This window comes from Bacillus aquiflavi (assembly GCF_019915265.1).
GTDB lineage: Bacteria > Bacillota > Bacilli > Bacillales > Cytobacillaceae > Bacillus_BT > Bacillus_BT aquiflavi.
Genome location: NZ_CP082780.1, coordinates 620,764 through 634,063, shown reverse-complemented (window position 1 = coordinate 634,063; position 13,300 = coordinate 620,764). Strand labels below are relative to the sequence as shown.

The 13,300-nt window shown below is 34.6% G+C and carries 11 protein-coding genes and 1 riboswitch; of the genes, 1 reads left to right on the top strand and 10 read right to left on the bottom strand.

Features of this window, described 5'->3' with window-relative positions; translation table 11 throughout:
- Positions 1 to 42 precede the first annotated feature (42 nt).
- The 8 genes from fumC to thiT all read right to left on the bottom strand — a co-directional run bounded on the left by fumC (position 43) and on the right by thiT (position 8,671).
- A complete protein-coding gene (fumC, locus tag K6959_RS03265; RefSeq protein ID WP_262421879.1) occupies positions 43 to 1,425 on the bottom strand; it encodes a class II fumarate hydratase in 1,383 nt (460 codons plus the stop codon).
- 390 nt (positions 1,426 to 1,815) lie between these two features.
- Positions 1,816 to 2,130 carry a YbjQ family protein gene (locus tag K6959_RS03260; RefSeq protein WP_163238946.1) on the bottom strand — a complete coding sequence of 105 codons (315 nt, stop codon included), beginning with the start codon at positions 2,128 to 2,130 and terminating at the stop codon, positions 1,816 to 1,818.
- Positions 2,111 to 2,317 (bottom strand): hypothetical protein, encoded by a 207-nt coding sequence (locus K6959_RS03255; protein ID WP_163238944.1) that lies wholly within the window; start codon positions 2,315 to 2,317, stop codon positions 2,111 to 2,113. The genes K6959_RS03260 and K6959_RS03255 overlap by 20 nt, the downstream gene beginning before the upstream one ends.
- Positions 2,318 to 2,555: 238 nt before the next feature.
- Positions 2,556 to 2,888 carry a YxlC family protein gene (locus K6959_RS03250; protein ID WP_223087613.1) on the bottom strand — a complete coding sequence of 111 codons (333 nt, stop codon included), beginning with the start codon at positions 2,886 to 2,888 and terminating at the stop codon, positions 2,556 to 2,558.
- Positions 2,869 to 3,414, bottom strand: coding sequence for an RNA polymerase sigma factor SigY (gene sigY / locus K6959_RS03245; RefSeq protein WP_163239146.1), 546 nt, complete (start codon positions 3,412 to 3,414; stop codon positions 2,869 to 2,871). Before sigY ends, K6959_RS03250 begins: the two co-directional genes overlap by 20 nt.
- Positions 3,415 to 4,174: 760 nt before the next feature.
- Entirely contained in the window at positions 4,175 to 5,458 is a 1,284-nt protein-coding gene (locus K6959_RS03240; RefSeq protein WP_223087611.1) for an MFS transporter, read from the bottom strand.
- 353 nt (positions 5,459 to 5,811) lie between these two features.
- A complete protein-coding gene (locus K6959_RS03235; protein ID WP_218943865.1) occupies positions 5,812 to 7,881 on the bottom strand; it encodes a transglycosylase domain-containing protein in 2,070 nt (689 codons plus the stop codon).
- Between the two features lie 211 nt (positions 7,882 to 8,092).
- Positions 8,093 to 8,671: an energy-coupled thiamine transporter ThiT gene (gene thiT / locus K6959_RS03230; protein WP_316252542.1), complete on the bottom strand. Its 579-nt coding sequence runs from the start codon at positions 8,669 to 8,671 to the stop codon at positions 8,093 to 8,095.
- A gap of 131 nt (positions 8,672 to 8,802) precedes the next feature.
- Positions 8,803 to 8,910, bottom strand: a riboswitch (TPP riboswitch).
- A gap of 429 nt (positions 8,911 to 9,339) precedes the next feature.
- Between thiT and K6959_RS03225 the strand changes: the two genes are divergently transcribed.
- Positions 9,340 to 10,473, top strand: coding sequence for a histidine kinase N-terminal domain-containing protein (locus K6959_RS03225; protein ID WP_223087607.1), 1,134 nt, complete (start codon positions 9,340 to 9,342; stop codon positions 10,471 to 10,473).
- Between the two features lie 237 nt (positions 10,474 to 10,710).
- Here the strand turns inward: K6959_RS03225 and K6959_RS03220 are convergent, their stop codons facing one another.
- Together K6959_RS03220 and K6959_RS03215 are read right to left on the bottom strand one after the other, a co-directional pair.
- Complete coding sequence (locus K6959_RS03220) at positions 10,711 to 12,855, bottom strand: heavy metal translocating P-type ATPase (RefSeq protein ID WP_163238932.1); 2,145 nt, start codon at positions 12,853 to 12,855, stop codon at positions 10,711 to 10,713.
- Positions 12,830 to 13,216 carry an ArsR/SmtB family transcription factor gene (locus K6959_RS03215; RefSeq protein WP_262421878.1) on the bottom strand — a complete coding sequence of 129 codons (387 nt, stop codon included), beginning with the start codon at positions 13,214 to 13,216 and terminating at the stop codon, positions 12,830 to 12,832. Before K6959_RS03215 ends, K6959_RS03220 begins: the two co-directional genes overlap by 26 nt.
- Positions 13,217 to 13,300 lie beyond the last annotated feature (84 nt).

Below are 13,300 nucleotides of genomic sequence, written 5' to 3'. Positions count from 1 at the left end.
TCTAAAGAGGCTGTTACCTTATATGTAACAGCCCCTGATCATTCATACCATCTTTTGAGGATCTACCCATTTATCATACTGTTCACTAGATAAATAACCTGTTTTAAGTGCTGCTTCTTTTAATGTTAAATTTTCTTTAAAAGCAAGCTTTGCAATTTCTGCAGCTTTTTCATAACCAATATAAGGGTTTAACGCTGTTACAAGCATTAATGATCGATTAAGTAAAGAAGCAACAACTTCTTTATTCACTTCAATTCCTACGGCGCACTTTTCATTAAAGGAGTTCATCCCATCAGCTAAAAGCCGAATAGATTGAAGTAAGTTGTAAATAATAACCGGTTTAAAAACGTTTAATTCAAAGTTACCTTGACTAGCTGCAACCCCGATTGTAGCATCATTTCCAAATACTTGACACACAATCATTGTTAATGCTTCACTTTGGGTCGGATTTACTTTCCCCGGCATAATTGAGCTTCCTGGTTCATTAGCTGGAATCGATATTTCACCAATTCCGCTTCTCGGTCCACTTGCTAGCCAGCGAACATCATTGGCAATTTTCATTAAATCAGCAGCTAGAGCTTTTAAAGCTCCATGTAAATAAACAATTTCGTTATGACTAGTTAATGATTGAAATTTGTTTGCTGAAGAGCGGAATGGAAAGCCCATCTCGGCTGCTAATTTTTCTGCCACGTTCGTTCCAAACTGGCGATCAGCATTAATACCTGTTCCTACTGCTGTGCCACCGATCGCTAAGTCCAATAAAAATGTGCTTGCACTTTTTATCATTTCTTTATCTTTTTCAAGCATTGCACGCCAACCGCTAATTTCTTGACCTAAAGTTAACGGCGTTGCATCTTGTAAGTGAGTACGACCAATTTTAATCATTTCCGAAAAAGCGTTCTCTTTCGTTTTTAATGTTTCACTTAGTTTATCTAATGCTGGTAGCAAGCGGTCAGTTACTTCCTTAAATGCGGCCACGTGCATTGCTGTTGGAAATGTATCATTTGAGCTTTGTGACATATTTACATCATCGTTCGGATGAATTTTTTCATCAGAGCCAGATTGCAATAACAATTCATTTGCTCGTCTTGCTACCACTTCATTCACGTTCATATTTGTTTGTGTTCCACTCCCTGTTTGCCAAACAGCGAGAGGAAATTGATCATCAAATTTTCGAGCCAAAATTTCATTACACGCTTGACAAATTGTAGCTTTCTTTTCTTCGGATAATTTACCTAACTTATTATTAACTAAAGCAGCTGCCTTTTTAATTTGTGCATATGCATAAATAACTTCCATTGGCATTTTTTCAGTGCCAATTTTGAAATTTTGTTTGCTTCGTTCCGTTTGCGCCCCCCCATATTTATTTAATGGAACACGAACCTCTCCTAATGAATCCTTCTCAATCCGAAATTGCTCCTTCAACATCTAGCCTCCTAAATTTTTACTTATTATAATTAAGCTTAAAAATAATACCGCTTGCCTATTTAGCAAACGGTACCTCTCTTTCACTTATTTTACTCGATCTTATTTTTCTCATACTTAAAAAATTGTAAAAGAACTGCATTTCAAGCAGTTTTAAGATTCTTTAACAATCGTATAGCCAATAAAATAAACTAGGACCATTATACTTGCGATTGCTAATGTAACTGAAAATTCTGCCATGATAGCCCCTCCCTAGACAATCCTAATGTAAAATTATCATAAAAGGGACATTCATATTTGTGATATTTGTCACTATTTTACGGCAAAAACGTGAAATATTTTTTAACAATGAATAGCAAATGATCAAAATCCAAAAATTAGATAATTATACTATTCGACAATTACAGCTGTACCATATGCAATAATCTCAGATACATTTTGCATAATTGCTGATGTTTGGAGACGAACAGCAATAATGGCATTGGCTCCTTTTTGTTGTGCATCCTCAACCATTCTTGCAATCGCCTTTTGTCTCGCTTCATTCATCATTTCGGAATACTCGGTAATTTCTCCGCCAACAATCGTTCTTAACCCCGCTAAAATATCTTTACCAATATGTTTTGATTGCACTGTACTTCCCTTTACAAAACCTTTTAATTCAACAACTTCTTTTCCCGGTACATGATCAGTAGTCACTATAATCATTTTTATCATCCTCCTCTTTCTCTTTTATTCTATCTATAATAAGTAACATAAACACACTAAATAACATTAAGCCTGCAATGGAAAACAGAAAAATAGAAAATAAAAAATGGACAAATAACATAATAAATCCAATTATCGGAAAAACAATACTTCCTACTAATAAAATCTGTGTGATGTTTTTCGGCATGATTATTTTCATCCCTTTATATAGATTGTTTATTTTTATATACGATCTACTTTATAAATTGTTTCTTTTTTTTCTTATAAAAAGAAAATATATTAGAAGAGGTGTTGGTGCTTGGATTAATCCCAGAATTCCCCAAAGCCAATAATTATGACCATTTTTCCTTGCATCAAAAAATAAATAGAGACTCTGTGCTAACAACACGATGATAACGAGAACGATTACTACAGGCGGCAATTCTTTATTCATGTTTTTTCACTCGTTTCATAAACCTAACAGTAAAGTATACAGTCAGAGCAGCAGTAAAAACTCCTTGACACAAAAGGAAAAAAACAGGAACTTGATAAAGAGTGAAAATAGTCGCGCTTAAAATAAATAAACTAACTAACGCGAAAATAAAAACATCTTTCATGAAACTTTGCCTTATTCGCTTTTTATGCTCTGCTACTTTTTGTTCAAACCATTGTAGTTCTGGAGTATAGATGGGAAGTTTATGATCAATTGAATAAAGACTATCATTTATTTTTTTGATGACTTCTGTTTCATGTTGCTTATCATTTATTTTTCGGGTCATTTTCTGCCTCACCATCTAATTTCAACTCCTTTCTAACTGTATTGATCCCATTATGGACCCTTGATTTAATCGTTCCCGACGGTATTTTCATCATTTTTCCAATTTCATCATATGAATATCCATAGTAATGTTTTAAAATAATTGGTATTCTAAATTCACTGGATAGCTTCCCCAAAGCAGTTAAAACATCGCTCCACTCTTCATTTTGACTTTCCATATACCATTTTAATTTACGATATATTTGTTCCCCTTGCTGCCAAGACTTTTCTCGACTTTTTTTCCTCACTAAATCAATATATAAATTTGTTGCAATTGAGATTAACCAAGAAGAAAACTTTGATTTTTCATTAAATAAGTGAATTTTTTCAATTACTTTCGCCATTGTTTCCTGTGATAACTCCTCAGCAGTATCAGGATTCATCGTTATTTTCAGTAAATATTTAACTAACAATGGATAATATTCCTGAAATAGCTTGGCAAAGGCATGTTCATCTCCCCGTTTTGCTTGTTTAATGAGCTTCTCCATGCTTTCCTCTCTTTCCCGTACAGACCCGCTTCCACTATTCTCTCTATATAAGACGATGACGTTTACTAAAGTGTTCATTTTTTATCTTAACTTTTTTTTTCTATTAAAAAAAGCCCTCCATAAAAGGGGGCACTGAAAAAGTCCTCAAAGGGATTTCATAGCGAATAGGTGAGCGACTTGTCGTTTCATCTACTCGCCTTTTTGGAACCCGTTGATTTCAGTTCCTGGCGGACGCTTTCCGCGTACGAGCGACGAGCCTCCTCCTGCGCTTCGTGCGGATCTCGTCTGTCTCGCTTTCCCGTAGGAGTCACCGCCTTCCACTCCAATCAACTAGTGTCATTACCATTAAAAATATTTCTTCCCTCTAAAAAATGAGCTTTTTCCTGTATATTAAAATAAAGTAAATGCAGGTCGTACTCTCCATGATTTCAACCCAAGAAACGCTCAATTTAAATCCATATATGGCAATTTATGATCTCGTCGTGTCAAAAGATAACATTCTTCGCCAAATGAATGAACTTTATTAACAGTCTAGAAGTCCTTTTCAACGTCTAAGACATCATGAATCGCCTTTTATAATCAATACTTAAACATACGGATAGGAGGAATTGCATTTCGGCCATTATCCAAACAGTATTTCGTTTTTAGCTCTTCTCTTATAAACGAAAAATAGTACTGCTCGGATTCTTCGTTGTTAGCTTTTCTATCCTATTCCCTTACGTATTGTGCCGCGATTTAACGGAATATTAGACTTTTCATATTATAATGCTTTACTTTCTTTTATTGATGTTTGTGATGTTCCTTCAAATTCTTTTACATTTTTAGGGAGGACCATTAAATAAAAAATAGAAACAATTAGTAAACTTCCGCCAACTATCCAGTAAATCGCTTCAATAGTAATAAATTTAGGAAAACTGTAAGCGATAAATCCGAGGATAAACGATTGGGATAGCATCATTAAAGGATTGATTAATCCCTGAACCCGGCCCATCATTTTCGGATCAACGATACTTGGCATCCAACCCCCAAGTGAGATGTTAATGATCGGAAAAGATAAAGTAGCTAGAAATATTAACGGAATATACGTGTAAATACTATTAGTTAGCGAAGCTAATACAATGAATATGCCGGGAATCGCGAGACCAATAATCATAAGCTTATATAACTTAAATTTTTGAACTAAGATCGTGGCAATAACACTTCCTAATAAAATACCGCTGCCGGTAACGACTCCTATAATAGCTGCAAGCTGTTCGTATGTTTCAGGGGCAAGCTTGTATTTTAAATAAAAAACTGGCATCACTGTAATACCGCCGTTCACAATTCCTAAAATGAAAAATCCGATAATTAGTGAGAATAATAGCTTATGCTTTACAACATAAGTAAATCCTTGTTTAAATTCTTTTAATACGAATGAAACTTTTAAATCTTTTATTTTATGCCGTCCATTTGGCAAACGAACTTCCTCTGCAATTCGACAACCTCGAATGAGCAGTCCGCTGAATGCTAAACAAACAACATCGACAAGAATCGCTCCATATATACCAACTGATCGAAAAGCAAATATTCCTAGGGCTGTTCCAAATAACATAAATAAACTGCCAACAAGTTGATTTAAACCAGCAGCTGTTGTGTAATCATCTTTTTTTAAAATTCCTTGAACCATCCCATGCTCAGCTGGAAAGAAAAATTTTGTTACAGCGCTTCTAATAAATAAAATCGTGAAAATGAGCGGCATCCAACCAATCATAATGACCCCAATTAACAGAAGCGATAGGAAAGACGAAATCCAATTGCAGTAATAGGCTATTTTTTGTCGATCTAACCGATCTGCAAATACTCCGACAAGGAAAAATACGACTATCGTCGGCAAGGAATACATTAACTCAGTTACAGTTGCATATACAGGCTGATTTGTAAAACGATCAAGTACATAATACATAAATGCTGTAAGCCCGATAATACTTCCCATCTGTTGAGTAAAATTTGCAAGAAATAGTCTGGCAAAGGTTTTATTTTGAAAGATTTCTTTTAATTTTTTCATTGCTATACCCCTGTTCTTTTTTGTTTGCTACATTTATCATATGTCTAATTTCGTTTATTTTTAATGGACCGATGATGGTTTTCGTCTCCATCTCGAGACTGAGTATAAATAATTTTCGGGAAATACTTCTCCCCTTTTAAAATATAATAAGGGTTTTCAAAAAAAATCGTGGGCTTTGGTTTATAGGAAAAAAATAAGTTATTAAAAATAATATTAGTGGAATAGAGAAAAGCCCTTTGATGCTATTAATCACTCCTTAAATCTCAATCTTAGGCAAATGTTTTAAAAAAATCAAAACACCGTTCGAACTTATCAAACGGTGTTTTAGATGATAAACTGTTATTTACAATTCGTTATTGTTCATCATCTTGTTCTTGAAATTTTTTGTCCCATTTTTCTTTTTCCTTTTTGATCTTTTTCTCCCATTTTTCTTTTTCCTTTTCAACTTTTTTCTCCCATTTTTCTTTTTCCTTTTTTACCTTTTCATTTAAATCTTTCTGTTGCTCTCTTCTATTCTTCTCTTTACGTTCTTTCTCCACTATGAATGGGTTTAAGTGTGGGACATTAAACGATACTGCTTTCGTATTTCCTAATGCTTCAGTCATCATTTCTCGAAATATCAACGCCGCTCCCTCACTACTTGTTGTTGTTAAGTAATGCGTTTCATCTGGTTCATCATATCCCAGCCAAATCGCACCAACAAGCTGTGGTGTGTACCCTACAAACCATTGATCTTTCACGCCATTGATTCCTTCAATTGGTACTTGAGTTGATCCTGTTTTTCCAGCTACTTCTCGGCCGGGTATTTGTGCTCCTTTACCTGTCCCCAACTCAACAACGCCTAGAAGCATTGTTGTCATTTTATCGACTACCTCTTTACTTGTCACCTGATTTTTCTTTTCCTGCCATTCTATTATGAGATTGCCTTCAGAATCTAAAATTTTTGTAATCGCATGTGCTTCAATTCTTTCTCCTTTATTTGCAAACACTGAATACGCTTCGGCAAGATGAAGCGGAGCCAGCCCTTTGTTCATACCTCCAAGTGCAAGTGATAAGTTACGATCCTTATCTTCTAATGGAATTCCAAATCTTTTAAGCGAATCAAGTCCTGCTTCAATCCCAATTTCGTCTAGTAACCAAACTGAGGGAACATTTAAAGATTTTATCACTGCTTCATACATCGGAACTTTTCCTGCATATTGTCCATGATAGTTTTTTGGCTCGTAGCCTGAAAAACTTATTTGTTCATCCTTTAAATTATCAGTTATTTTCCAGCCTTTTTCGAGTGCTGGAACATATGAGACGAGCGGCTTCATTACAGATCCCGGCTGTCTTTTAATTTGTGTCGCCCTATTTAACCCTAACAATACGTGTGTTCCTCTGCCACCGACAAGAGCACGAATTCCCCCAGTTTTTGGATCAACTAAAATAGCACCGCTTTGAACAATTTGCTCCTCAGTTCCTTTAGGAAACAAGCGATCATTTTTGTATGTTTTTTCAACTGCCGATTGCATAGAATCGTCTAATTCAGTGTAAATTTGAAACCCGCCTGTTAAGATTTCATCTAATGTAAAACCGTATTTTTCAATTGCTTCAACTAAAATATGATCAACGTAATATGGATATTTCCCATTAAAAGGATCATCACTTTTGTCATTAAGTACAATTTCTTCTTTAAGTGCTCTCTTATATTCCTCCTCTTTAATAAATCCAAACTCTTTCATCCTGCTAAGAACAATATTTCTTCTTTCTCTCGCTTTATCAATATTTTTATAAGGTGAAAGGTTAGATGGAGCTTTTATTAATCCTGCAAGCAATGCCGCTTCACTAATAGTTAATTGGTTCACGTCTTTTCCAAAATATTTCATTCCAGCCCGTTTTATTCCCCAAGCGCCTTCACCAAAATAGATTTTATTTAAATACATTTCTAATATTTGCTCTTTTGTATACACTTTTTCAATTTTTTTAGCGAGAAATAACTCTTCTATTTTTCGTTTATATGTTTTTTCAGGTGATAGTAACGCATTTTTAGTTAACTGCTGTGTAATTGTACTTCCGCCTTGAACAATTTCTCCCTCTTTCATATTTTGAAAAAATGCTCTAGTCATCCCGCGATAGTCAATTCCGTGATGTTCATAAAAACGATGATCTTCGATAGCAATAACTGCATCTTGCAAATGTTTTGGCATTTGTTTAATTGATATACCTTCAGTTTTATTAGCTGATATTTTACTAGCGATTTCACCGTTTCGGTCATAGATCACTGTTGCCTGCGCAAAGCCAGCGTCTAACGTACTAATATCAGCTTTATGATAAAAATAGCTATAAAATAGCAGAAAACTTAAAATCACCATTAATATTAGTAATAACATCATTTTTTTGAAATAGGGCTTTCGGATGTTTTCTCTTAATGTTTGAAGCATTGAATTTCCCTACCTTCGAAAGATTAGCTTCTTAATTAATATTTTAATTGAAATTGAATAAAAATACACCAACATTAAAAATCCAGGAAAGAAATAATTCTCCTTCCTGGATTCTAATACCCGTATGACGATGATTTAAAGCAAAATAAACGAATAAAACAACATTGTAAAGTATTCCAATTAGGCGTTTGTAACTAGTAACAAAAAGCCTTTAATTTATTATTTTTTTTGGTGCTGTTGATATAATAAGAATGACAATAATTGCACTTAAAATAAAGCTTGGCAGCATGTATGTACCGTTATAAATGAGTGAGTAAAGTGCAACCGGTTGACCTTTTGGCGCATACGCACCGAAAAAGACGATACCAGTAAAAAAATGAGCAAGAAAACGAAGTGCACTTCCAATAAATGTGCCCATTGTTACAAAAACAATCCATTTAACTCTTTTTTGATTATTAAGCGCATTCTTTACTTGTGAAGCAAAAATTCCTGCTGCACCGACAACAGTAAAAGCAACAAAGTAATCAATAAAGCCTTGTACGGGAGTGTATATATGTGACCAGCCAAGTACGACTTGCAGCAAGCCTAGCAATAAACCTGTTAACATACCTCCCTTTATCCCCCAGCGAAAGGCCATCAAAAATATAGGGACCATAGCAATTGAAACAGATCCCCCTTGCGGCCATATTCGCGAAAAAATAAAGCCAGATAATAAATCTAGCAAATAAGCTAGTGCTGTAAAAACAGCTATTTCTACTAAAAATATTGTTTGTCTTTGTTTCACATCCATTTTCCCCTTTACTTTTTTGTTTTGTAGACAATGCGTCAAGAGGGTAAATTGTTTTAATGGACTTTTGCAGACTAAATAAAAAAGCAAAAAAGCAATGAAGGACGGTATGAGATGGTCCAACATTGCTTTTTTATCCATCAAAACCACATCCCTACGCTAGCATTAACTAACAGGTTCATAGGGTCAGAACTCATTCATTCACTCTCAGCCGCTTTTTAGCAGCTCCCCCTGTGGAAATATGTAATTTGGCTATTGATACGAATATACTACTTTTTTCTCATGTTGACAAGGAAAACTGGACAAAAGACTAATATGAAAATTCAATATTTTCGCATATTTTTTAAAGGATTTTTTCAAAATAACGAGAATTATATAATATTAGAATATATATTAATTAACATACAGTGACAAACATATTTATACTAAAATATTTTTTTATTTTTATTTTGATGTAACTAGCCATGTCGATTTAACATTGAACCCTTTAAAATTCCTCTTAGATGACAGTTGATTGAGCAAATTTTACGATAAAGGAGGTGCAAACTGGTTTTAAAACATAAGACGATTATTAATGTGGGAAAGTTTCACTTATTCAATTTTTCATTATATTTCACATATACTTCAGCTTTCCTCTGTTTGTTTTATGTTTTACGTAACCAGGGAAAAACATGACAGTTGCTACGAAGGAAAAGCTATTTGATTTTTTAAAAGAAAAAGGAGAAGAACTGATTAGCGGTTGGGAACAAAAAGTTTTAGTGCGCTATGATCCTCCATTTAGCAAAACGGTGATCGAAAACGGTAAGAAAATGTATTATATTTTGTTAGAAAGCTATTATTACTCTAACGATGAGCTTGAAAAAAAGCTTAAAAGTCTAGCCCGTCGCGTTGCAGAAAATTATGTGACAACAAACATGAATGTAGGAGAATGTGCCTTTACTGTTAATCTTGCGAGATCAATATTACTGGAGCTTTTAAACGATTCTAATTTAAGCTTAGCTGAAATTAGAGCAGCTTTAAAGAGAATGAATTACTTATTTGATCAATTTTTTATATATACTGTTACTCAATATACAGATGCAAAAAAAAAAATTATTGAAGAGAAGACAAATTATATTGATTCGACTCATAAAGACCGGTTAACACTCCTTGGTCAAATGACTTCAAGCTTTATTCATGAGTTTCGCAACCCGCTTACATCTGTACAAGGATTTATTCAATTACTCAGAGCCGAACATCCTGATATGAATTACTTAAACATTATTTCAAATGAGCTTGATCAATTAAATTTTCGTATTTCACAGTTTCTTCTTCTTTCCAAAAAAGAACTAATCGGTAAAGAAAAAACAGTATTTTCCCTAAATGAAATGCTTGAAGAAGTGTTAATTTTTCTTTATCCAAGCATATTAGATGGCAAGGTAAAAGTCATGAAAGAAATTGAAGAGAACCTATACTTGTTTGGCTATGCCGATGAATTTAGACAAGTCTTTATAAACATTATTTTTAATGCAATCGATGTATTGAGTCATAATTGTAACGATCCAACAATTAAAATTACAGCTACACTTACTGAAGGAAAGAAAATATTAGTCGCCATTGCTAATAATGGACCGATGATTCCTAGTCATTTATTAGCGACCATTTTTGAACCGTTCGTAACAACAAAAAAGCTTGGAACAGGTTTAGGATTATTTGTTTGCCGCGAAATTATTGAAAAACATAAAGGGAGCTTAAGTTGTATTTCAGAACCAAACTGTACTGCATTTATCATTAGGCTTCCAGCCGCAGAGGGTAAACTAGCTTAAAAAAATAAAAATGAAGTTAACAACAGAAAATGTAATCGTTTTCAAAAGGCGATTATATAAAGATACTGTCAAAGAAAGTTGATTATTGAATCGATTTCCAAAGGAGTTAGAAAATGCGTGCCAATCAAGGTGTGCTGAAGAGGTGGAAGCGAATAGAGCTATCATCATTTATGAGTTCGTTTGTCAACAGTCTGAGGAAGTCAGCTTTCGCTGACTTCCTCAACAGCATCTTTTTTATTAATATTTTTCTTCTTTTACATTTAAAAGTCTTAAGCCATTTAAGGTTACGATCAATGTCGCGCCCATATCGGCAAAAATGGCAATCCATAACGTTAACCATCCAGGTATAACTAATAGAAGCGCGAGTAATTTAATACTTAATGAAAAGGTAATGTTTTGTTTAATAATACGAAGTGCTTGACGACTTAGCTTTACTATAAAAGGTAATTTCTTTAGATCGTCGCCCATTAAAGCAATATCAGCTGTTTCCAACGCGGTATCTGTTCCAGCTCCTCCCATGGCAATACCAACATTTGCTGCAGCTAATGCCGGTGCATCATTTACACCATCTCCAACCATCGCAACTGAATGATGCTCTTTACGTAACTTCTTAATGATTGAAAGCTTTTCTTCTGGGAGAAGATCAGCTTTTAATTTTCGAATGCCGATTTTTTTTCCGATTGCTTTTGCTGTACCTATATTATCCCCTGTAAGCATAATTGTATCTTCAATCCCAACTTGATGAAGCTTTTTAATTACGTCGGCAGCGTGATCTCTCACGTCGTCTGCAATGGCAATAATAGCTAAAATATTCGTTCTATTTCCAATAAGTACAACAGTCTTTCCTTGTTGTTGCAATAAAAGTACTTTCTCTTTTAGATCATTCGTAAATAATTGTTTATACTGTTCTGCAAATAGTTTTGGACTTCCGATAAAGTATTGTTCTCCGTTAATAAAGCCAGAAACTCCTTTTCCAGTAATTGAGGTGAAATCAGTAATTTCGGCGAACTTTAGCTCCTCATTTATGAGCTCTGCTTTTTTAATAATGGCCGCTGCAAGAGGATGTTGCGATCCTTTTTCTAAAGATGCGGCTTTTTGTAAAACAGCTTGCTCAGTAATTCCTTCATGAAGAACAATCGTATCCGTAACTTCTGGTACTCCCTTTGTCAATGTTCCTGTTTTATCAAATGCAATTGCTTTTAAAGCACCTACTTCTTCTAAATAAACTCCGCCTTTTATTAGCACACCGTTGCGTGCTGCATTTCCAACCGCTGTCACAATGGAGACTGGTGTTGAAATGACGAGAGCACACGGACAACCGACAACTAAAACAGCTAGACCTTGATAAATCCATGTATTCCAATCTCCTCCAAACAAAAACGGCGGAACCGTCGCCACAAGAAAAGCAACAAAAATAATCGCAGGAGTATAATACTTTGCAAACTTATCTACAAACGCTTGTGATGGAGCTCGCTCCGCTTGAGCCTCTTCTACTAAATGAATAATCGTTGCTAATGTTGTATCCTCAACTCGTTTTGTTACTTTAACTTCAAGCAAACCTTCTTCATTTAACGTACCAGCAAACACTTCATCTCCTGAAGTTTTCGCAACAGGAATTGATTCGCCAGTAATTGCCGCTTGATTTACAGAAGAACTTCCTGTCAATACAATTCCATCCATCGCAATTTTTTGTCCTGGTTTGACAACCATCACATCATTAACTAATATTTCTTCAACAGGAATTATTAATTCTTTTCCATTTCGCACAATTACCGCCTCTTTAGGCGCAATATCCATTAATGATTGAATAGATTTTCTTGCCTTATCCATTGAATATGCTTCAAGAACTTCACTAATGGCAAAAAGAATGACAACTGTTGCCCCTTCGCCCCACTCTCCAATTATTGCGGCCCCAATGATTGCTATAGTCATTAACGTCCGCATGTCAAATTGAAGGTGAATTAGATTTTTTAAACCTGTTAGAAATAAACGATAGCCGCCAACAATAATTGAAATTGCAAATGCAATCACCGTTATCATACTATTTTCGCCAGCTGAAAAATGTCCATACCAGCCAGCTAGTAAAAACAGGCTAGATAGTAAAACACTCCAGTACTTACTTATAAATGATGTTTTTTCATTTATAAAAGACTCATTTTCAGGAATAATTTTTAAATTTTCAAAAGCTCCTGCCTTTTCTAATTCTTTAATCGAAGCTTCTCCATAAACAGTTATCTTTGAAGCACCAAAGTTAATATTCGCATCGACAACACCATCCAGGTGTTTTACGTTCTGTTCGAACTTTTCTGCACAGCTCACTCAAGAAAACCCTTTTACTCGATAAACAGCCTTTTCATTATTTTTTTTTGCTAGTTCTGTCACGTTCGGTCACCTCCCTTTGATGGGTCGTTGCAATGTGGATTAATTGCTTTACATGATCATCGTCTAGAGAGTAGTAGACTAATTTTCCCTCTTTTCTATATTTTGCTAATCCTAAATTTCTTAATAATCGTAAGTGATGTGAAGCGGTCGCTGTTGAACAGCCAACAACATACGCGACATCGCATACACACAATTCTTCTTCACAAGTTAATGCATAAGCTATTTTAACTCGGGTATCATCTGAAAGTGCTTTAAACATTTTGGAAACTTCGCTTGTATTTTGCTCTAAAAGCATTGCTTTTACTTTATTAGCTTTTTTCTCATCAACACTTGTTATTTCACAAACATCATCTTGATACAACTATTTCACCTGCCATCATTCAAACATTCATTTGAATATTAGTATATGCGATAAAAAAAAAAAAAAATCGTGTCAAAGCATTTA